Genomic DNA, 20093 nt, shown 5'->3' on the forward strand with positions numbered 1-20093 from the left:
GATCAGCCGGACTCGCCCGCGTCCGCCGTGCCGTACCGGCGCTCGAAGCGGGCGATGCGGCCCTCGGTGTCGACCGTACGCGCCTTGCCGGTGTAGAAGGGGTGGCTCTCGGAGGAGATCTCCACGTCGACCACCGGGTAACTGTGGCCGTCGTCCCACTCGATGGTCTGCTCGCTCTGCGCGGTGGACCTCGTCAGGAAGGCGTATCCGGCGGCGCGGTCACGGAAGACCACGGGGTGGTAGTCGGGGTGCTTGTCCTGCTGCATGGCGGCTCCTCGGGACGGGAGGTCGGGACGGAGGCGTCCGGACTGCCCGGCTCAGCCGGGGAGGGTGTCCTCGTCGACGATGTGCACCGCGGCCTCCTCGGCGGAGGCGGCGGCCCCGTCGATGCCGACGTCGGTGGCCACGAGTGCGGCCTCGTCGTCCTCGTGCGTGCCCTCGTCGGGGGCCACCAGCCGACCGGACCGGAAGTTGCCGACCTCATTGTCGAGGGGTTCCCCGTCGGTGCCCTCGCAGTCCCCGATCCCGTCACCGTCGGGCGCGGCGAGATCGGGCAGCTCTTCGGCGAGCCGCTGGTCGAGGGTCTCGCCCGCCTGGCGTTCCGCCGCCGTCACACCGACGTGTTCCACCGCCCACGGTCGCTCGGGAGGGGACCAGCCGCGGTCGAGGGGGTCGGCGACGCCGTCGAAGTCCAGAGTGTCCTCGACGTCGAGCACCCCCGAGTCCTCCCGGATCTCCGAGGGATCGGGCTGGTAGACGTCATCCCCCCAACCGTCGGCGTTGTCCACGACTACCTCCAGAGGGTGAGGACGGCCGGATGCCGCCCCAGCGGTCGGCGAGCCGTCGGCACGAGCGGCACGGAGGTCACACGCCGCGAACCGGCTGGTTCCCGGGCGCGCCCCGAGCCGCTGCCGCTTTCCAGCCTTCCACCCCGGATCGGCACCGCGCAACGGCACGGCCGCAGGGGTGAGCGCCCAACGGCGCCCGGACCCCGGGCGGAGACCGTCGGGCACCGGAGCGCGCCAGGCGGGACGGCCTCCCGCCCCGTTCTCACGGGGCCGCGGTCCGCGACAGGCGGACGGCTTCGCGGACCGGCTTTCCGGAGCGGAGCCGCGGGGGAGCCGTTTGTGACATCCGGAGCCCGTGCCTCCGCCGGATCGGCCGCCGCCGTCACGGTCGGCACCCCCGCGGGCACTGCCGCGCAGCAGGCCCCCGTCGCCTTTTCCAGGGAGCCGTCGCCCGCAGGCATGCCCACCCGCGCCCCCGTCCGGCCGTCATCCGTGCCAGGAGCGCCAGAGCGCCGCGTAGGCTCCCTCCGCCGCGACCAGCTCCTCGTGGCTGCCCAGCTCGCTGATCCGGCCGTTCTCGACGACGGCGATCACGTCGGCGTCGTGGGCGGTGTGCAGCCGGTGGGCGATGGCCACCACGGTGCGGCCGTCGAGAACCCGTGCCAGGGAGCGTTCCAGGTGGCGGGCCGCACGAGGGTCGAGCAGCGAGGTCGCCTCGTCCAGGACCAGCGTGTGCGGATCGGCGAGCACCAGCCGGGCCAGCGCGATCTGCTGTGCCTGTGCCGGGGTCAGTGCGAGACCGCCGGAGCCGACCTCGGTGTCCAGACCGTCGTCCAGGGCCCTCGCCCAGCCGTCCGCGTCGACCGCGCCGAGGGCCGCCCACAGCTCGGCGTCCGTGGCGTCGGTGCGGGCCAGCAGGAGGTTGTCGCGCAGGGAGCCCACGAAGACATGGTGCTCCTGGTTGACCAGGGCGACGTGCGCGCGGACGCGCTCGGCGGGCATCCGGGACAGCTCCGCGCCGCCCAGGGTGACCCGGCCGTCCCGCGGCGCGTAGACCCCGGCGAGCAGCCGGCCCAGGGTGGACTTGCCCGCACCGGACGGGCCGACGAGGGCCATCCTGGTTCCCGGAGCGACCCGCAGAGAGACCTCGCGCAGCACGTCGACGCCCTCCCGGTAACCGAAGCGCACCCGGTCGGCGTCCATGATCCGTCCCTCGGGGGCCAGTGCCGCGTCCCCCGCGTCCGGCTCGACATCCCGGACACCGACCAGGCGGGCCAGCGACACCTGGGCGACCTGCACCTCGTCGTACCAGCGCAGGATGAGGTTGACCGGGTCGACCAGCATCTGCGCGATGAGGGCGCCGGTGGTCAGCTGGCCCACTCCGATCCAGCCACGCAGCACGAACACCCCGCCGACCATCAGGACCGAGCCGAGCACGAGGAGGTGGACGGCGTTGATCACCGGGAAGAGCACGGAGCGGAGCCAGAGCGTGTACCTTTCCCACGCGACCCACTGGGAGATCCGCTGCTCGGACAGGGCCACGCGGCGGGCGCCGAGACGGTGCGCCTCGACGGTGTGGCCCGCGTCCACGGTCTCGGCGAGAGCGGCGGCGACGGCGGCGTACCCGGCGGCTTCCGAGCGGTAGCCGGACGGCGCCCGCTTGAAGTACCAGCGGCAGCCGATCACCAGGACCGGCACGGCCAGCAGCACGGCGGCGGCCAGCGGCGGTGCCGTCACCACCAGCCCGCCGAGCAGCAGCAGGGCCCACACGACACCGATGGCCAGCTGCGGTACGGCCTCGCGCATGGCGTTGGCCAGCCGGTCGATGTCGGTGGTGATCCGGGAGAGCAGGTCGCCGGTGCCCGCGCGTTCCAGCACGCCCGGCGGCAGCCCCACGGACCGGACGAGGAAGTCCTCGCGCAGATCGGCCAGCATGCGCTCGCCGAGCATGGCGCCCCGCAGCCGTACCTGCCGGACGAACAGGGCCTGCACGGCGAGCGCCAGCACGAACAGCCCGGCGGTCGGCCCCAGGTGGAGTTCCCGGGTCCCGTCCGACACCCGTTCGACCAGCCCGCCCAGCAGGTACGGGCCCGCCATGGAGGCGATCACGGCCACCGTGTTGACGGCGATGAGCAGCAGGAAGGCCCGGCGGTGCCGGCGGAACAGCTCGGTGACGTAGGCGCGCACGGTCGCGGCGGCGCCGACGGGCAGGGTGGTGGCGGTCGTCGGGGCCGCCGGGTCGTGGTCCGGCGGTGCGACGCCGATCATGCGCTCTCCTCGATCTCTTCCAGCTCCTGGAGCTCGTCCAGCAGCACGCCGTCGGCCGCGGCCAGTTCCTCGTCGGTCTCCCGGGTCACCACGGCCCGGTACCGGGGCTCGCGGTCGATCAGCTCGCGGTGCGGGCCGACCGCCACGACCCGGCCCTCGTGCACCAGGGCGACCTGGTCGGATCGGTCGAGCAGCAGCGGCGAGGAGGTGAACACCACGGTCGTCCGTCCCGACCGCAGCCGGCGCAGCCCGTCCGCGATCCGGGCCTCGGTGTGCGAGTCGACCGCGGAGGTCGGCTCGTCCAGCACCAGCACCTCCGGATCGGTGATCAGCGACCTGGCGAGGGCCAGCCGCTGGCGCTGGCCGCCGGACAGGGACCGGCCGCGCTCGGTGATCCGGGCGTCCATCGGGTCGGCGGCGTCCAGCGAACCCTGCACCAGCGCGTCCAGCACGTCCTCGCACCGCGCCGCGGCGAGCGCGTCCGCGGCCGGCACCGCACCGGACGAGGGCACGTCCAGCAGCTCGCGCAGCGTGCCGGACAGCAGCACCGGGTCCTTGTCCTGGACGAGGACGGCGGTGCGGGCGCTGTCCAGCGGCAGGTCGTCCAGGGGAACCCCGCCCAGCAGGACCGACCGGTCCGGCTCCGCGGGGTGGCCGCCGAGCCGCTCGGCCAGCCTGCCCGCCGCGTCCGGGTCACCGCACACCACGGCGGTGAACCGGCCGGCGGGAGCGAGCAGACCGGTCACCGGGTCGTACAGATCGCCGCCCGGCACCTCGGCCTCGCGGGTGCCGTCGGTGTCCGTGGACCGCTCCAGTGACAGCACACGCGCGGCGCGCTTGGCCGACGGGCGGGAGAAGGAGTAGGCCATGGCGATCTCCTCGAAGTGCCGCAGCGGGTAGGCGAGGATCATGACCGCGCTGTAGACGGTGACGAGCTCGCCGACGTCGATCCGGCCCTCGCGGGCCAGGCCGATGCCGCGCCAGACGACCGCGATCAGCAGCAGCCCGGGCAGCAGCACCTGGACGGCGGAGATCAGCGACCACATCCGGGCACTGCGCACGGCGGCGTGGCGTACCTCCTGGGAGGCCCGGCGGTAGCGGTCCAGGAAGAGCTCCTCGCCGCCGATGCCGCGCAGCACCCGCAGGCCGGCGACCGTGTCCGAGGCCAGCTCGGTCGCCCGGCCCGCCTTCTCGCGCTGGACGTCCGCGCGGCGGGTCGCGCGCGGCAGCAGGGGCAGCACGGCGAGTGCCACGACGGGCAGGCCCACGGCGACGACGACGCCCAGCGCGGGCTGGTACACGACCAGTCCGGCGGCGACGATGACCACCGTCACGGCGGCGGCGGTGAAGCGGGAGAGGGCCTCGACGAACCAGCCGATCTTCTCCACGTCACCCGTGGACACGGCCACCACCTCACCGGCGGCCACCCGCCGGGTCAGGGCGGAGCCCAGGTGGGCGGCCTTGCGTGCCAGCAACTGCTGGACGCGGGCGGCGGCGGTGATCCAGTTGGTGACGGCGGCGCGGTGCAGCAGGGTGTCGCCGACGGCGAGTCCCACCCCGCACAACAGCATCAGACCACCCGTCAGGGCCAGCCGGGTGCCGGAGCGGTCGACGGCCGCCTGCACGGCCAGGCCGACGCAGAAGGGCAGGGCGGAGACGGAGACGAAGTGAAGCAGGCCCCAGGCGAGCGACTTCAGCTGTCCGCCCAGCTGATTGCGCCAGAGCCACCACAGGAATCGGGGACCCGAGCGTGCGTCGGGCACGCCCGGATCGGGATACGGAAGGTCTTGGATCTGCATGACGTCCCAGCGGCTCGTGTCAGGGCAGGGCAGGAGCGGAACGCCGCGGTGCGCGGCGGCAAGCCGTGAAAGGTTGGCGTCATGCGGTGCTGAATTTCAAACAGTTTTCCCGACGGCCCGCGAAATCGGCCGTGTCGCGGCCGGGACACCGCCGTCCGGCAGCCGGGATCCCTGGTTCCCGGCTGCCGAGCGGTCATCGTCCGGCGGAACCGGCGGAACCGGCGGAACCGGTGCGGCCTGCCGACCCGGAAGGGGCGGCCGGGGCGGAGGGGGCGGTCCGGGTGGCCGGGCTCTCCTGCGGCACTGGCGTGGCGGACGAGGACACGACGTCCACGTCACTGGCCCGCACGTACGCGAGCCGGTGGCCGAACTGGATCTCGTAGTACTTCTCCCGGCCCCACACCACCGGGTTGGGCGTGTCGGTGAAGGACTTGGCGGTGTAGGAGCTGCCCACGCCCGACTGCGTCACATACCGCTGGCCGGCCTGGAAGCTGTACGGGAGCGGCGACTCGTCCGGCTCGTCGATGTCGTCCGGATACGCCTCCTCCTCCGGGAGGGCGCGCCCGTACACCGGGATCTCGTCCAGGCCGTCCTTCGGGGTGACCATGCGCCCGGCCGCGCCGACGGCGGTCGGGTGGTTCCGGGGATTCTTGAACCAGGCCTTGTTGCCCTGGAACCAGATCGCCGTCCAGTCGCCGCTGCGGTCGGCGACGGCGAAGGTCTGACCGGCGGAGACCCGGGAACCCAGGTCGTTGACGTCCACCGTGGAGTCGTCGCCGTCCGGTTTGCGGCCCGGGTCCTGGATGAGCGGGGCCCGCTCGTTCGGCTCGGTGTACAGGCGGACGGCGCTGGAGCCGTGCGGCCGACACGGTGAACCACTGCCGGCGCAGCCCGTGAACGCCGGCTTGTGCGTGGCGTAGTCGGGCAGGATGGTCACCATGTCACTGTCCGGTCCCGCCGTGGCCCGCAGCGGTGCGCCCAGGAGGTCGAAGTAGTGGCGCCAGTCCCAGAAGGGGCCGGGGTCGTCGTGCATGTCGGGAATGCTGTCGGCGGTCGGGGCCGGCACATTGTCGTGGCCGAAGATGTGCTGCCGGTCCAGCGGGATGGCGTACTTCTTCGCCAGGTACTTCACCAGGCGCGCCGAGGCCCGGTACATCCGCTCCGTGTACCAGGTTCCGGGCTGGGTGAGGAACCCTTCGTGCTCGATGCCGATGGAGCGGGCGTTCACGAACTGGCTGCCGGAGTGCCAGGCCTCGTCCTTGGTCTTGACGTGCTGGGTGATGTGGCCGTCGCTGGAGCGGATCGAGTAGTGCCACGACGACTCCGTGGGGTCCTGCACCGTCTGCAGCATGCTCGGCAGCTCCGCCTCGGTGTCGTGGATGACGATGTACTCGATCGGCTGGTCCCTGGGGCGGTCGGCCAGGTCGTGGTTGCCGTACGCGCTGTCGTCGATCTCCTCGTACGGCGCGCCGAGCCAGTCGCAGGCCAGTTCGGCGGGGCACTCGACGTCCTTCTGCCGCTGCGGGCCCCGGGCGGTGGGGGTGTGCTTGCGCGGCCGGACGCGCGGGGTGGCGGGGAGCGTGACCTCCTGTCCCTCGGCGGTGGTGCGGTGCGCGCCCCGGCGGATCAGGGCGAAGACGTCGTCGGCGTAGGCGGCGGCCGACGAGACGTCACGGGTGCCCGGGAAGCGCGCCACCGCCTCCCACCAGTCCCCCGGGTCGGCGCTGAGGGGCTTGCCGAGCCGGCGTTGTGTGGCGGCCAGGAGCGCAGCGCCGCCGCGTACGTTGGCGACGGCGTCCTTGCGCAGCTGTTCGGCCGGGAGGTGGATCAGCTGTGCCGCGTGGGGCAGGTCCGCGGGCTGCACGGCACGGCCGGGCGAGGTGTCGGCGCTGCCCGTGGCGGCCGGTCCGGGGGCCGCGGCGCGGGGCTGGGCGTGGACGCCGTCCGCCGCCCGCGGGTCGGCGGAGGGGGCCGGTGTGGTGACGAGCTCCGGGTCCAGCAGGTGCATCGGCCCGAAGCCGCCCGCGACGCTGGGCGCGCCGGGATGGGAGTCCCAGCGCGATTGCAGGTAGGACACGCTCATGAGGACACTGCGCGGCACGTGGAACTCGCGCGCGGCGTCCGTGAAGGCGTCCTGCAGCCGCCGGTCGGACGGATCGGCGCAGCCGGACATCGGGAGGATCAGCAGCGGTGGCAGCAGCGCCGCCCCCGCGATCGCACAGGCCGTACGGCGGCATCTCCGGACGGCACCGGGGATACGGGCAACGACAGTTCTTCTCATTGCAGGGGCTCTCCCAACCACGCTCGTTCGCAACAAGGGCAAAGGAGTTGCCCGTCGCGCCACCCCTCGTACGTTTCCGTGCCCCGGGCGCCGTGTCGTGGCGAGCGTCACCGGTGTGGACCAGCCCTCCGGCAGAGGCCACCCGGTCGGCGGCAGTGACTCCGCTGCCCGGGGCAACCAAACATGACATGCCGTCCGGTCCCAGTCGGGCCGCCCGGTCACCCGGACGCTCAGTCCTCCACCGGGTCCACCTGCCAGTCGGGGTGCCCCGGCATCGGCGGGGTGTGCGCGCCGTACAGCCACGGGCGCAGGAACGGGCCGAGGTCCTCGCCCGCGACCCGGGAGGCGAGCGCGACGAAGTCCCGGGTTCCGGCCGCCCGGCCCCGGTAGGCGGTCACCCAGGCCCGCTCGATCCGGCCGAAGGTGTCCTCGCCGACCTTTTCCCGCAGCGCGAACAGCACCAGTGCCGAGCCGTCGTACCGCATCACCTTGAACAGGGTGGCGCCGGTGGGTTCGGCGGGCGCTCCCTCGTCGTGCCGCCACTGGTCGTGCTGCTCGTACGCCGCCCGCATCACGGACTCCAGATCGGCCCCGCCGTGCTCGCCGGAGTACAGCCGTTCGTAGTAACGGGCGTGACCCTCGCTCAGCCACAGGTCGGACCAGCGCCGGATGGCGACGCTGTCACCCGTCCAGTGGTGGGTCAGTTCGTGCACGAGGTTGCGTTCGGCGTCGACCCGGTCGCCCAGCAGGTCGTCGCGGGGCAGGACGGCGAGCGACTGGGTCTCCAGTGCCACCGGCAGGTCGGTGTCCCCGACCAGCACGCCGTAGCGGCGGAACGGATAGGGGCCGAGCCGCTGTTCCAGCCAGGCCAGGTGGTCCGGGGTGAGCGAGCGGTACTCCTCGGTGTCCGTGACCAGGCCGTCCGGCACCACGTCCCGGACGGGCAGCCCGCGCGGCCCCCGGCTGTCGACGAACGTGAACCGCCCGATCGCCAGTTGGATCAGCTGTGCCGCGATCGGCTGTTCGGAGTCGTACGTCCACCGGGTGCGGCCGTCGGGGCGCCGTTCGGTGCCGACGAGGCGGCCGTTGGCCACCGCGCTCACACCGGGCGGGGTGGTCACGCGGAAGGTGATGGGCGCCCGCAGGCTCGGGTGGTCGTCGGCGGGGAAGATCATCCTGGCGCCGTCGGGCTGCGCGCAGACCACGGTCCCGTCGGACGTGGGCACCCAGCCGTAGTCCTGGATGGCGTCGTCGCGGTGGCGTCTTTGCGTGGGGTCGGCGGTGTAGGCGACGCGGACGGTGAACGCGCGGCCGCGCGGGACCGGCTTGGCGGGGGTGACGACGAGTTCGTCACCGTGGCGTTCGGCGGCGGCCGGTGTCCCGTCGACGGTCACGCGGTGCAGGGTGTTGCCCGCGAAGTCCAGGTCGAAGCGGGACAGGGCCTGGGTGGCGGTGGCGCTGACGGTGGCATGGGCCTCGAAGGGTGTACGGGGCGCGCGCCAGTCGAAGTCGAGCGTGTAACGGCGGACGGTGTAGCCGCCGTTGCCGGCCAGCGGCATGAGCGGGTCGCCGATGCCCGGCGCGCCGGGCGAGGGGACCGGACCGGCGGTGGCACCGGTGGCCGGGGCGCCGGGGGCGGGGCGCCGGCCGGTACCGGTGAACAGGGCGGTAACGGTGAGGACGGCCGCTCCCACGAGTGCGAGTACGGCGGCTCCGGCGAGCGTGCGGACGATCCGGCGGTACCGCGCGGAGGCGCCCGTGACCGGCTCCTTCACCGGGAGTGCCCCTCGGCGGTGCGGGAAGCCGGGCTCGCGGCCGCGCGCCCGGCGGGAGGGCCGCCTGCGGTCGTGATCTCCATGCTCGCACTATGCCAGTAAGATGCGGTTATATAACTGATTGTCACTTTTCTGGATGTCTATGTGGTGTCCCGGACGGCTGTCCGCATCGCGCCGTTCCCCCGAGGCGTCATTGCGGGGCGGGTCGTCTGCCCGTAGAACACGGGTCATGAGACGAAAGTTAGTCATGTCCATGCTCGCCGGGGCGGCCCTCCTGGCGAGCGTGCTCTCCGGCACGGGCGCGCCGGCCGCCCGGGCGGCCGGCGTACCCGCCGAGTTCGGCACCGACTGGCACGACCCGGTGACCGCCGCGCCGCCCGTCGCCCGTCCGCACACCCGCTCCTGCCGGGTCACCCTTGCCGACGTCCGGTTCCGCGACTTCACGCCCTACCGCGGCACCTACGCGCCCCCGGAGGGCTGCGGCGACCGCTGGAGCAAGGTCGTGCTGCGCCTCGACGGCAAGGTGAAGGGCCGTCAGTACGACCGGCTCGGCTATCTGCGGGTCGGCGGGGCCGAGATCCTGCGCACCTCCACCCCCGAACCCTCGCCCGCCGGCATCGAGTGGCACGTCGAGAAGGACGTAACCCGCTACAGCGAGACCTTCCGTGCCGCCCGGGACGTCGAGATGCTGATCGGCAACGTGGTGGACGACACCTACACCGGCGCCATCGACGTCCACGTCACCCTGACCTTCTACGCGGGGCGTCCCGCGGCCCCCGCGCCCGACCGCGTCCTCACCCTGGCCGACACGCCCGCCGGTACGACGCTCACCACCCCGCGCAACAGCGAACGGATCGTCGCCGAGGTGTACGCGACCGGTTCGGGCGGCGGCTGCGAGGAGTTCTGGTACCTGACCGTCGCCGACCCCGCCCCGTACTCCTGCAAGGCCGACCACGGGCCGTACCGGGAGGTGCGGATCAGCGTCGACGGGCGGCTCGCCGGCATCGCGGCGCCGTACCCGCACGTGTGGACGGGCGGCTGGTCCAACCCCTTCCTCTGGTACGTCGTCCCGGCCCCGCGCGCCTTCGACGTGCGGCCCGTCGAGTACGACCTCACGCCCTTCGCCGGCCTGCTCAACGACGGCCGCCCGCACCGCGTCGAGGTGTCCGTCGCCGGGGTGCCGGCGGGGCAGCCGGGCTGGAGCACCCCGGTGAACGTCCTGGTCTGGCAGGACCCGCACCGGGCCCGCGTCCCCGGCGCGCTCACCGAGGACACCGCCACCGACCTCGCCGACTCCTCGGTCCATACGCCCGGCCGGGAGCACCGGGTGGACACCGAGGCGGGGCACCGGCTCACCGTCTCCGGCTACCTGGACACCTCTCATGGACGGGTGACCACCACCGTCACGCGGGCGCTCGCCCACGCCTCCGTGCACCGCTGGACCGACGGCGAGGACACGGACGGGCTCGACGCCTCCTGGAGCGACGACGAGTCGGTCGGGACCGCCGGTCACGGCCCGGCGCGCACGACGCGCACCCACCGGACCTACACCATGAACGGCACCGTCACCCTGGGGCCGGACGGCCGGCTGCGCACCGTTCTCTCGGTCGGCGACCGGGCGTCGACGGTGACGCGTGAGGGCGGCCGGCGCATCGCGTGGTCGCGACTGGACGACACCTACCGCGGCGACGCCGCGTACACCCTGGACGTCCCGCGCGACCAGCGGCACGCGGTGGGCACATCGGCCGAGCGCTACCGCCTCCTCGGCTCGGCGGGCTGCTACGACCGCTCCCTGACCACGGTCCAGGGCGTGCTGACGGAGGACCGCGACCGCTGCTGAGTCCGGCCGCGGCCGCACAGACCAGGGCCCCGTTCCCGGGGCGGGCCGCACGGCGGTGCGGACGTCCCCGGGCCGGGGCTCTTCCCGAGGGGGGAGGCCGCTCAGCAGCGCGGCGCGGCCTCCCCGTCGATCAGCGTGTCCAGCAGCAGCCCGAGCACCTGACGCTCCTTCTCCGTCAGCGGCGCCAGTATCTCCTCGGCCGCCGAGCGGCGGGCGCCGCGCAGTTCGAGCAGGGTCGCGCGGCCCTCGTCGGTCAGCTCGATCCGGGTCACGCGCCGGTTCGCCGGGTCCGGCACCCGCCGCACCTTGCCGCTCGCCTCCAGCCCGTCGACCAGCGTCGTCACCGCGCGCGGCACGACCTCCAGCCGCTCGGCCAGGTCGGCCATGCGCGGCGGGGAGGGGTAGTGCGCGAGGGTGCGCAGCAGCCGGGACTGGGCCGGCGTGACGCCCAGGTCGCGCTGTTCCAGATGGTGTTTCTGGATGCGGTGCACCCGGCGGGTGAGCCGTAGCAACTGCTCGGCGAGCAGGCCGTCGGGATCGGGGGTGGTCATGCGGGAACAATATCAGGACGCCGTTCATTGTGAGTATAGGTAACAATGAGCTACGATCAGTCATGCATCGTCGGCCGTCCCGGGCCGGCCCCCCGCTCACCTCCGTAGGAGCCCATGCATCCCGACCACGAAACCTCCTGGACCCCACCTGCCGACGCCGGCGAGCAGCCCCGGCAGGTGCGCCGCATCCTGCGGCTCTTCCGTCCCTATCGCGGGCGCCTCGCCGTCGTCGGGCTGCTCGTCGGGGCCTCCTCGCTGGTCTCGGTGGCCACGCCGTTCCTGCTGCGGGAGACGCTCGACGTCGCCATCCCCGAGGGCCGCACGGGTCTGCTGAGCCTGCTCGCGCTCGGCATGATCCTCAGCGCCGTCCTGGCCGGCGTCTTCGGTGTGCTCCAGACGCTGATCTCCACCACGGTCGGCCAGCGGGTCATGCACGATCTGCGCACGGCGGTCTACGGCCGGCTCCAGCGGATGTCGCTCGCCTTCTTCACCCGCACCCGCACCGGCGAGGTGCAGTCCCGCATCGCCAACGACATCGGCGGCATGCAGGCCACCGTCACCTCCACCGCCACCTCCCTGGTCTCCAACGTCACCAGCGTGGTCGCCACGGTCGTCGCCATGGTCGCCCTGGACTGGCGGCTGACGATCGTCTCGCTCGTCCTGCTGCCGGCGTTCGTCTGGATCAGCCGCCGCGTCGGCAACGAACGCAAGAAGATCACCACCCAGCGGCAGAAACAGATGGCCGCGATGGCGGCCACGGTCACCGAGTCGCTCTCGGTCAGCGGCATCCTGCTCGGCCGCACCATGGGCCGCTCCGACTCGCTGACCGCGTCCTTCGCCACCGAGTCCGAGCGCCTGGTCGACCTGGAGGTCAGATCGAACATGGCCGGGCGCTGGCGCATGGCCGTGATCACCATCGTGATGGCCGCGATGCCCGCCGTCATCTACTGGACCGCCGGCCTCGCCCTCCGGTTCGGCGGGCCCGATGTCTCCCTCGGCACCATCGTCGCCTTCGTCTCCCTCCAGCAGGGCCTGTTCCGCCCGGCCGTGAGCCTGCTGGCGACCGGCGTCCAGATCCAGACCTCGCTGGCGCTCTTCCAGCGCATCTTCGAGTACCTGGACCTGCCGGTCGACATCACCGAGCGCGAGCGGCCGGTCCGCCTGGATGCGGTCAAGGGCGAAGTCCGCTTCGAGAACGTCGAGTTCCGGTACGACGACAAGGGCGGCCCCGTCCTCGACGGCATCGACATCACCGTGCCGGCCGGCGGCAGCCTCGCCGTCGTCGGACCCACCGGTGCCGGGAAGTCCACGCTCGGCTATCTCGTGCCCCGCCTGTACGACGTCACCGGCGGCCGGGTCACCCTGGACGGGGTGGACGTCCGCGACCTCGACTTCGACACCCTCGCCCGCGCGGTCGGCGTCGTCTCCCAGGAGACGTACCTCTTCCACGCCTCGGTCGCCGACAACCTGCGCTTCGCCAAGCCGGACGCCACCGACGACGAACTGCACGCGGCGGCCGGGGCGGCGCAGATCCACGATCACATCACCGCGCTGCCCGACGGCTACGACACGGTCGTGGGCGAACGCGGCCACCGCTTCTCCGGAGGCGAGAAGCAGCGTCTGGCCATAGCCCGCACCATCCTGCGCGACCCGCCGGTCCTCATCCTGGACGAGGCGACCAGCGCGCTCGACACCCGCACCGAAGCCGCCGTCCAGCAGGCCATCGACGCGCTCTCGGCCGACCGCACCACCATCACCATCGCCCACCGGCTGTCCACCGTCCGCGACGCCGACCAGATCGTGGTGCTGGACTCCGGGCGCGTCGCCGAACGGGGCACGCACGAGGAACTCCTGGAGCGGGACGGGCGGTACGCGGCCCTGGTGCGCCGCGATGCGCAACTGCGACCGACAGACTGAACATATGCCAGGTTTATGACGATATGCGTATTACCGTGCCCGCATGCAGACGAACACTCCGCCACGGAACACGATCCGACTGACACGCCGGGGCAGACTCGTCACCCTCGTGGCCGGAGCCGTCGCGGCCGGCACCGCCGTGGCGGTGCCGCTGCTGCTGCTCGCGGGCGACCGCGAGCAGTCCGGGGCCGCCACCCTGGTCATCCCGGAGGGCTGGCGCGCGAGCCAGGTGTACGAAGCGGTCGACAAGGCGCTCCGGCTGCCCCCCGGCAGCACCCGCAAGTCGCTCGGCAAGGCGGCGCTGAAACTGCCCGGCGAGGCCGAGGGCAACCCGGAGGGCTATCTCTTCCCGGCGACGTATCCGATCCCGGAAGGAGCCACCCCCGAGTCGCTGCTGCGCACCATGGTCGACACCGCCAACGACAAGTACGGCCTGGCGCCGGTCACCGCGGGGGCCCAGCGCAACGCGATGAACCTCCACCAGGCCGTCACCGTCGCCAGCATCGTCCAGGCCGAGGCCGACACCAAGGCGGACATGGGCAAGATCGCCCGGGTCATCCTCAACCGGCTGGCCCGTGGAATGCCGCTGCAGATGGACTCGACCGTCGGCTACGCGCTCGAACACGACCCCGGCCACACCGGCCAGGGCAGCGGTCAGGTGCAGAGCCCGTACAACTCCTACCAGCGCGTGGGCCTGCCCCCGACCCCGATCGACAACCCCGGCCCGGACGCGATGCGCGCGGCCCTGAACCCCACGCCGGGCGACTGGCTGTACTTCGTCACGGTCCGGCCCGGGGAGACCCGCTTCACCGCCGACTACGACGAGCACCTGCGGAACGTGGCCGAGTTCCACGCCGTCCACCAGAGCGCGGCACCGGCCCAGCCGGACGGCGGCGTGCCCTGGTCCTCGTCCTCACCGGACCCCGCGCGGCCTTCGGCCGGCTGAGCGGTGGGACGTCAGGCGGCGACGGGCTCCCCGGCGAGCAGCCGCCGGATGTCCCGGACGGCCGCGCGCCCGGCGCGGTTGGCCCCGATGGTGCTGGCGGAGGGGCCGTAGCCCAGGAGGTGGACCCGCGGATCGACGACCGCGCGGGTGCCCTCCAGCCGGATGCCGCCGCCCGGCTCGCGCAGCCCGAGCGGCGTGAGATGACCGAGCGCGGCGCGGAAACCGGTCGCCCACAGGATCACGTCGGCCGTTACCTCGCCGCCGTCCCGCCACTCCACACCGTCCGGGACGACCCGGTCGAACATCGGCCGCCGGTCCAGGACGCCGTCCGCCAGACCCCGCCGGATCGCGTCGGTCAGGGGCAGCCCGGTGACCGAGACCACACTGCGCGGCGGCAGCCCCTGGCGCACCCGCTCCTCCACCAGCCCGACGGCCGCGCGACCCGCCTCCTGGTCGAACGGCCCCTCGCGGAAGACCGGGGGCCGCCGGGTGACCCAGGTGGTCGCGGCGGCGTACGGGGCGAGCTCCAGCAGGTGCTGGGTGCCCGAGGCCCCACCGCCCACCACCACGACCCGCCGGCCGGTGAACTCCTCGGGGCCGGCGTACTGCGCCGTGTGCAACTGCCGCCCCCGGAAGGTCTCCTGGCCGGGGTAGCGCGGCCAGAACGGCCGGTCCCAGGTGCCGGTCGCGTTGATCAGCGCCCGCGCCGCCCAGGTGCCGTCCGGCGTCTGGACGAGCAGTCGGCCCCCGGTGCCCTCGCGTACCGCGCGGACGTCCACGGGACGCCGTACCCGCAGGCCGAAGGTGCGCTCGTAGCGGTCGAAGTACTCCCGGACCACCTCGGACGAGGGCCGCGCCGGGTCGGCGTCCGTCAGCTCCATGCCGGGCAACGCGTGCATCCCGTGCACCTTGCCGAACGTCAGCGAGGGCCACCGGAACTGCCAGGCGCCGCCCGGTCCGGGGGAGTGGTCGAGGACCACGAAGTCGCGGTCCGGCTCGAAACCGGTCCGCCGCAGGTGATAGGCGGCGGACAGGCCTGCCTGACCCGCGCCGATGACGACGACCTCGACCTCGCGTGCTGCGTTCACGCCTGTCCCCAACAGGAACCGGCACACGGATCTTCCCGGCGGTCGCTAGCCCTTCGCCGGGGTCGTCGACGGCGGCAGGCCGCCGTTGTACCGCCGGTCCACGAAGCCGGCGAAGTCGACCTTGTGCGGGATGAGCCGCAACTCGGTGAAGGCGTCGGCGATCCGCTGCTCGGAGGCGACCAGCGGATCGTCGACGGCGACCGCCACGCGGGTGGAGTTCGTGCGCCGCACGGAGGACAGAGCCACCTCGTACGGCAGACCGGTGTCTTTCGCCCACACCTTGGCCCACTGCTCCTGGTGCGCGTACACCCAGTCCGTGGCCCGCCGCAGCCGCGCCAGATAGTCCTTGACGGCGGCGGCCTTCTCCGGGTCCTTCAGCGCGGCGGGCGAGGCGACCTGGAAGGTGAGGCCGTTGGTCACGCCGTCACCGGTGGTGAGCACCCGGCCCCGCCCGGCCTGGAGGATCTGCGAGGTGTACGGGTCCCAGACCGCCCACGCGTCGACCTTGCCGGAGGTGAACGCGGCGAGCGCGTCGGCCGGCTGGAGGTACTTCACCTTGACGTCGGACAGGCTCAGCCCCGCCGCCTCGAGCGAGGCGACCAGCTGATAGTGGGCGGACGAGCCCTGGGCGACGGCGACGGACCTGCCCTTGAGCTGCCGGGTCCCGGTCAGCTTCGAGCCCTTCGGCACGAGGATGGTGTCGCCCTTGGAGGTGCCGTGCCAGGCGGCCACGACGGTGATCTTCGAGCCGGCGCCGGCCGCGAAGACGGGCGGGGTGTTGCCGACGCCGCCGATGTCGACGGCCCGGGCGTTGACGGCCTCCAGCAGCGGCGGGCCGGAGGTGAACGTCGACCACTTGATCTTGTAGTGCAGGTTCTCCAGCTCTCCGGCGGCGCGCAGGATGGCCTCCGAACCGCCCTTCTGGTCACCGACGTCGAGCGTGACCGGGCCCGTCCCGTCGGTGTCGGTGCTCGCGGACGAGCTGCCGCCGCAGGCGGTGAGCAGGAGGGCGAGGGGCAGGAGCAGTGCGGCGGGGACGAGTCGTCGTCGCATGGCGGTTCCGTTCGGTGCGAGGGGGAGCGGGGTCAGGCGGTTTCGGCGGTGGTGCCGACGCCGAGCAGTCCGAGCAGCCGGGCGCGGAGCGCGGCGAACCGGGGGTCGGTGATCTCACGCGGCCGGTCGAGGTCGACGGCCTGTTCGTGGGCGATCCGGCCGCGGTCCATGACCAGGACGCGGTCGGCGAGCAGTACGGCCTCCTCGACGTCGTGTGTGACCAGCAACACCGCGCAGCCCCGGCGCTGCCAGACTTCCCCGACCAGGCGCTGGGCCCGGATCCGGGTGAGCGCGTCGAGCGCGCCGAACGGCTCGTCGAGCAGCAGGAGATCGGGCTCGCGCACCAGGGCACGGGCGAGGGAGGCGCGCTGGGCCTCGCCGCCCGAGAGGGTCTTCGGCCAGGCGTCGACGCGGTGACCGAGACCGACCTCGTCCAACGCCCGCTCCGCCACCGCCCGTTCGGGCCTGCCGGGCAGCCCGAGCAGCACGTTGCGCCACACCTTCTTCCAGGGCATGAGCCGGGGCGCCTGGAAGGCGACGGCCCGGCGGCGCGGGACCAGCGCGGTGCCCTCGATGTCCCGGTCCAGACCCGCGAGGATGCGCAGCAGGGTCGACTTGCCGCAGCCGCTGCGGCCGAGCAGGGCGACGAACTCGCCGGGCGCGACGTCGAGTCGTAGGCCGTCGATGACCGCGCGGCCGTCGAAGGAGCGGGTCAGCCCCTCGACATGGACCGCGGGCCCGGTCACCGTCCGGTGAACGTCGGTCGCCATTGCAGCAGCAGCCTTTCGAGGGAGCGGACGATGAAGTCGGCGAGCAGACCGAGGAAGGCGTAGACGATCAGGCAGACCACGATCACGTCGGTCCGCAGGAAGTCCCGCGCCTGCACCATGAGGAAGCCGATGCCGGCGTCGGCGTTGACCTGCTCGGCGAAGACGAGCGCGAGCCAGGCGACGCCGAGGGAGTACCGCAGTCCGGTCAGCGCCCCGGGCAGCGCGCCCGGCAGCACCACATGCCGTATCAGCCCCCAGCGGGAGAGCCCCAACGACTCACCGGCCTCGATGAGCTGGGCGTCGACACCCCGGATGCCCGCGTACACGTTGAGGTAGAGCGGGAAGGTGACACCGAGGGTGATGATCGCGGTCTTCGGGGCCTCGCCGATGCCGAACCAGATGATGAACAGCGGGATGAGACCGACGAACGGCACCGTCCGCAGCATCTGCACCGGCGCGTCCACCAGGTCCTCGCCGATCCGGAACAGCCCCGCGAACAGCGCGAGTCCGGTGCCGGTCACCGTGCCGAACAGCAGGCCGAGCGCGACGCGCCGGAGCGAGGTCGCCATGGCCGACGGCAGCGAACCATCGCTCACCAGATCCCAGCCGACCTGCGCGATCCGGCCCGGCGAGGCGAGCACGTCCGGGGCCAGTACCCCGGTGGCGCTGAGGAGTTGCCACAGGGCCAGCAGCAGGAGCGGGCCGGTGGTGCGGCGCAGCCAGCGGGGGACCCGGGCGCGGCGGGCGGAGGCGGGGACGACGGGCTGGAGGCCGGGGAACGCGTCCTTGCCGGGGCGCCCCGGCCCGGAGATACCGGAAATATCGGCTGAGGGTGGGTTGGGTGGGGCGTGACTGATGCTCATGAACGCTCCAGGGGGAGGGAGGCTCCGCGCCGCGACGCCGTGATCAGGCCGACGAGCGGTCAGGGTGTGCGTACGGGCAGGCGCGGGCGGCCCGGAGTGCGGGCGGAGGAGGCGAGGAGGAGAAGGGCGTCAGCGGCCGGTGCGACACGCGGCGGAGGCCACCCGCAGCAGGTCGATGTGACCGCGCGTGGTGAGCAGGGCTGAACGCGACATGCCGCCGAACCTAGCCAGGTGGACGTGCACAGGTCAACGGCGTCTCGTGTTATGGACCGGCCGTATCAGAAATCGGGGTGCCGGACCGGCCTGATCCAACCGGCGGATGTGCCGACCGGTACGGAGGAGCACAGGACGTCGGATACATCGGCCGGCATCCTCGCGGTCCCGGCGTACCGCAGTGTGCGGGCGGCGGGGGCGTGTGAAAACCGGCGCATGGGTCAGGATGGGGGCATGTCCGATGCCTTCACCACGCGCATGCTGCACGTCTCCACCGGTACCCGGGAACGTGTCGTCGACCTGACCGCCGACTGCGAGGAGTTCCTGCGGGAGGCGGCCGCGGGCCGGGACGGCCTGCTCAACATCTTCGTCCCGCACGCCACCGCCGGGATCGCCGTCATCGAGACGGGCGCCGGCAGCGACGACGACCTCCTCGCGACCCTGCACAGCCTGCTGCCCGCCGACGACCGCTGGCAGCACCGGCACGGCAGCCCCGGCCATGGACGCGATCACGTCCTGCCCGCCCTCGTCCCGCCGCACGCCACCCTCCCGGTGATCGACGGACGCCTGGAACTGGGCACCTGGCAGTCGGTGTGTCTGGTGGACACCAACAAGGACAACCCCGACCGCCGGGTACGGCTGAGCTTCCTGGGCTGAGGCGCCGGGGCGGCCGGGCCCTCCCGTGGCGGCACGGAACGGCCCCGCCGCGGGGCGGGGCCGGACGGATCAGTGGCGCTCGGCGGCGCCCTCCCGGTCCGCCTTCTCCTTCTTCGCGTCCTTCAGCCGCGCGGCCTCCTTGCGGACCTCGGCCTGCGTGGCGCGCTCCTTCTCCAGCCACTCGGGCCGCTCCTGCTTGAGCGCCTCGATCTGCTCGGTGGTCAGCGCCTCGGTGACGCCGCCGCGGGCCAGGCCCGCGATGGACACGCCCAGCTTCGCGGCCACCACCGGGCGCGGGTGGGGGCCGTTCAGCCGCAGCTCGCGCAGCCACTCCGGCGGATTGGCCTGGAGCTCGTTCAGCTCGGCGCGGGAGACCACACCCTCCTGGAAGGAGGCGGGGGTGGCGGGGAGGTACACACCCAGCTTCTTCGCCGCGGTCGCGGGCTTCATCGTCTGGGTGCTCTGCTGCGACTTCATGAGGTCAAGGGTATCGGCCGTGTACGCGGACGCCGACCACGGCCGGAAGGCGGACGCCGGCCACCGCCGGGACGCGGACGCCGGCCACCGCCGGAACCGGGCGCACGCCGACGGCCGGTAGTCTGGCCTGGTGACAGGCTCGGAGGAATCACCGTCGTTCCGGCTCGCGTACGTTCCCGGGGTGACGCCCGCCAAGTGGGTGAGGATCTGGAACGAGCGGCTGCCCGGCATCCCGCTCGCCCTCGTCCAGGTCCCGGCCGGCGAGGCGCCCGGGGTGCTGCGCGCGGGGGAGGCGGACGCGGGCTTCGTCCGGCTGCCGGTCGACCGTACGTACTTCAGCGCGATCCCGCTGTACACCGAGACCACGGTGGTCGTGGTCCCCAAGGACCACCTGATCACGGCGGCGGAGGAGGTCACCCTGGCCGACCTCGCCGACGAGGTGCTCTTCCACCCCCTGGACGACGTCTTCGACTGGGACGCCCCGCCGGGCGAACCCGCCTTCGAACGCCCCGCCACCACCCCGGACGCCATCGAACTGGTGGCGGCGAACGTCGGCCTCCTGGTCGTACCGCAGTCGCTGGCCCGCCTGTACCACCGCCGGGACCTCACCTACCGTCCGGTCGTCGACGCACCCCGGTCGAGCGTCGCCCTGGCCTGGCCCGAGGAGGCCACCACCGACCTGGTGGAGGACTTCATCGGCATCGTCCGCGGCCGTACGGTCAACAGCACCCGGGGCCGTACGACGGCGCAAGGCGCGGCCGACGCCCGGCCGGGGCGCTCCGACCGGGGCGCCGCCCAGCAGAACGG

The 20093-nt window shown here is 73.1% G+C and carries 18 protein-coding genes; 5 read left to right on the top strand and 13 right to left on the bottom strand.

Annotated elements, in window-relative coordinates; genetic code table 11:
* Positions 1 to 2: 2 nt before the first annotated feature.
* The 6 genes from H5J33_RS04460 to H5J33_RS38285 all read right to left on the bottom strand — a co-directional run bounded on the left by H5J33_RS04460 (position 3) and on the right by H5J33_RS38285 (position 8911).
* Positions 3 to 266: a type B 50S ribosomal protein L31 gene (locus H5J33_RS04460; RefSeq protein ID WP_181793466.1), complete on the bottom strand. Its 264-nt coding sequence runs from the start codon at positions 264 to 266 to the stop codon at positions 3 to 5.
* Positions 267 to 317: 51 nt separating this feature from the next.
* On the bottom strand, positions 318 to 788 hold the full coding sequence (locus tag H5J33_RS04465; RefSeq protein WP_181793467.1) for a DUF5709 domain-containing protein: 471 nt from the start codon (positions 786 to 788) through the stop codon (positions 318 to 320).
* Between the two features lie 486 nt (positions 789 to 1274).
* On the bottom strand, positions 1275 to 3056 hold the full coding sequence (locus tag H5J33_RS04470; RefSeq protein ID WP_181793468.1) for an ABC transporter ATP-binding protein: 1782 nt from the start codon (positions 3054 to 3056) through the stop codon (positions 1275 to 1277).
* Positions 3053 to 4855 (bottom strand): ABC transporter ATP-binding protein, encoded by a 1803-nt coding sequence (locus tag H5J33_RS04475; protein WP_181793469.1) that lies wholly within the window; start codon positions 4853 to 4855, stop codon positions 3053 to 3055. The genes H5J33_RS04470 and H5J33_RS04475 overlap by 4 nt, the downstream gene beginning before the upstream one ends.
* 193 nt (positions 4856 to 5048) lie before the next feature.
* Complete coding sequence (locus H5J33_RS04480) at positions 5049 to 7136, bottom strand: N-acetylmuramoyl-L-alanine amidase (protein ID WP_181793470.1); 2088 nt, start codon at positions 7134 to 7136, stop codon at positions 5049 to 5051.
* A 230-nt stretch (positions 7137 to 7366) separates the two neighbouring features.
* Complete coding sequence (locus H5J33_RS38285; protein ID WP_309485316.1) at positions 7367 to 8911, bottom strand: M1 family metallopeptidase; 1545 nt, start codon at positions 8909 to 8911, stop codon at positions 7367 to 7369.
* Between the two features lie 229 nt (positions 8912 to 9140).
* Here H5J33_RS38285 and H5J33_RS04490 point away from each other — a divergent pair, with 229 nt between their 5' ends.
* Positions 9141 to 10751, top strand: coding sequence for a peptide-N4-asparagine amidase (locus H5J33_RS04490; RefSeq protein ID WP_309485317.1), 1611 nt, complete (start codon positions 9141 to 9143; stop codon positions 10749 to 10751).
* Between the two features lie 101 nt (positions 10752 to 10852).
* Here the strand turns inward: H5J33_RS04490 and H5J33_RS04495 are convergent, their stop codons facing one another.
* Positions 10853 to 11302, bottom strand: a complete 450-nt coding sequence (locus tag H5J33_RS04495; protein ID WP_181793471.1) for a MarR family winged helix-turn-helix transcriptional regulator — start codon at positions 11300 to 11302, stop codon at positions 10853 to 10855.
* Between the two features lie 114 nt (positions 11303 to 11416).
* Here H5J33_RS04495 and H5J33_RS04500 point away from each other — a divergent pair, with 114 nt between their 5' ends.
* Both H5J33_RS04500 and mltG read left to right on the top strand, forming a co-directional pair.
* Entirely contained in the window at positions 11417 to 13219 is a 1803-nt protein-coding gene (locus H5J33_RS04500) for an ABC transporter ATP-binding protein (RefSeq protein ID WP_181793472.1), read from the top strand.
* Between the two features lie 43 nt (positions 13220 to 13262).
* Complete coding sequence (gene mltG, locus H5J33_RS04505) at positions 13263 to 14165, top strand: endolytic transglycosylase MltG (RefSeq protein WP_181793473.1); 903 nt, start codon at positions 13263 to 13265, stop codon at positions 14163 to 14165.
* A gap of 11 nt (positions 14166 to 14176) precedes the next feature.
* Here mltG and H5J33_RS04510 read toward each other — a convergent pair whose 3' ends face one another.
* From H5J33_RS04510 to H5J33_RS38605, 5 genes are all read right to left on the bottom strand, one after another.
* Entirely contained in the window at positions 14177 to 15253 is a 1077-nt protein-coding gene (locus tag H5J33_RS04510) for an NAD(P)-binding domain-containing protein (protein WP_181793474.1), read from the bottom strand.
* A 45-nt stretch (positions 15254 to 15298) separates the two neighbouring features.
* Positions 15299 to 16306, bottom strand: coding sequence for an ABC transporter substrate-binding protein (locus H5J33_RS04515; protein ID WP_181793475.1), 1008 nt, complete (start codon positions 16304 to 16306; stop codon positions 15299 to 15301).
* Positions 16307 to 16338: 32 nt separating this feature from the next.
* The gene (locus tag H5J33_RS04520; RefSeq protein WP_181793476.1) at positions 16339 to 17076 is read right to left on the bottom strand and encodes an ABC transporter ATP-binding protein; all 738 of its coding nucleotides are present in this window, start codon (positions 17074 to 17076) and stop codon (positions 16339 to 16341) included.
* On the bottom strand, positions 17049 to 17939 hold the full coding sequence (locus H5J33_RS04525; RefSeq protein ID WP_181793477.1) for an ABC transporter permease: 891 nt from the start codon (positions 17937 to 17939) through the stop codon (positions 17049 to 17051). Before H5J33_RS04525 ends, H5J33_RS04520 begins: the two co-directional genes overlap by 28 nt.
* A 129-nt stretch (positions 17940 to 18068) precedes the next feature.
* Positions 18069 to 18152 carry a putative leader peptide gene (locus H5J33_RS38605; RefSeq protein ID WP_350968097.1) on the bottom strand — a complete coding sequence of 28 codons (84 nt, stop codon included), beginning with the start codon at positions 18150 to 18152 and terminating at the stop codon, positions 18069 to 18071.
* Positions 18153 to 18386: 234 nt separating this feature from the next.
* Here H5J33_RS38605 and H5J33_RS04530 point away from each other — a divergent pair, with 234 nt between their 5' ends.
* The gene (locus tag H5J33_RS04530) at positions 18387 to 18809 is read left to right on the top strand and encodes a secondary thiamine-phosphate synthase enzyme YjbQ (protein ID WP_181793478.1); all 423 of its coding nucleotides are present in this window, start codon (positions 18387 to 18389) and stop codon (positions 18807 to 18809) included.
* Positions 18810 to 18878: 69 nt separating this feature from the next.
* Here H5J33_RS04530 and H5J33_RS04535 read toward each other — a convergent pair whose 3' ends face one another.
* A complete protein-coding gene (locus H5J33_RS04535; protein ID WP_181793479.1) occupies positions 18879 to 19286 on the bottom strand; it encodes a DUF5997 family protein in 408 nt (135 codons plus the stop codon).
* 130 nt (positions 19287 to 19416) lie between these two features.
* On the opposite strand from H5J33_RS04535, the gene H5J33_RS04540 reads away from it, so the two are divergent.
* The coding region (locus H5J33_RS04540; RefSeq protein WP_181793480.1) for a LysR family substrate-binding domain-containing protein at positions 19417 to 20093 on the top strand (677 nt) is incomplete at its 3' end.

This window comes from Streptomyces sp. WELS2, from assembly GCF_013870595.1.
Lineage (GTDB): Bacteria > Actinomycetota > Actinomycetes > Streptomycetales > Streptomycetaceae > Streptomyces.

Excerpts from the sequence above, each read along its gene's own strand:
- H5J33_RS04525 (WP_181793477.1), bottom strand. The coding sequence starts at position 17,939 with ATGAGCATCAGTCACGCCCCACCCAACCCACCCTCAGCCGATATTTCC.
- H5J33_RS04530 (WP_181793478.1), top strand. The coding sequence starts at position 18,387 with ATGTCCGATGCCTTCACCACGCGCATGCTGCACGTCTCCACCGGTACC.
- H5J33_RS04460 (WP_181793466.1), bottom strand. The coding sequence starts at position 266 with ATGCAGCAGGACAAGCACCCCGACTACCACCCCGTGGTCTTCCGTGAC.
- H5J33_RS04470 (WP_181793468.1), bottom strand. The coding sequence starts at position 3,056 with ATGATCGGCGTCGCACCGCCGGACCACGACCCGGCGGCCCCGACGACC.
- H5J33_RS04520 (WP_181793476.1), bottom strand. The coding sequence starts at position 17,076 with ATGGCGACCGACGTTCACCGGACGGTGACCGGGCCCGCGGTCCATGTC.
- H5J33_RS04480 (WP_181793470.1), bottom strand. The coding sequence starts at position 7,136 with ATGAGAAGAACTGTCGTTGCCCGTATCCCCGGTGCCGTCCGGAGATGC.
- mltG (WP_181793473.1), top strand. The coding sequence starts at position 13,263 with ATGCAGACGAACACTCCGCCACGGAACACGATCCGACTGACACGCCGG.
- H5J33_RS04515 (WP_181793475.1), bottom strand. The coding sequence starts at position 16,306 with ATGCGACGACGACTCGTCCCCGCCGCACTGCTCCTGCCCCTCGCCCTC.
- H5J33_RS04475 (WP_181793469.1), bottom strand. The coding sequence starts at position 4,855 with ATGCAGATCCAAGACCTTCCGTATCCCGATCCGGGCGTGCCCGACGCA.
- H5J33_RS04495 (WP_181793471.1), bottom strand. The coding sequence starts at position 11,302 with ATGACCACCCCCGATCCCGACGGCCTGCTCGCCGAGCAGTTGCTACGG.
- H5J33_RS04535 (WP_181793479.1), bottom strand. The coding sequence starts at position 19,286 with ATGAAGTCGCAGCAGAGCACCCAGACGATGAAGCCCGCGACCGCGGCG.
- H5J33_RS04490 (WP_309485317.1), top strand. The coding sequence starts at position 9,141 with ATGAGACGAAAGTTAGTCATGTCCATGCTCGCCGGGGCGGCCCTCCTG.
- H5J33_RS38605 (WP_350968097.1), bottom strand. The coding sequence starts at position 18,152 with ATGTCGCGTTCAGCCCTGCTCACCACGCGCGGTCACATCGACCTGCTG.
- H5J33_RS04500 (WP_181793472.1), top strand. The coding sequence starts at position 11,417 with ATGCATCCCGACCACGAAACCTCCTGGACCCCACCTGCCGACGCCGGC.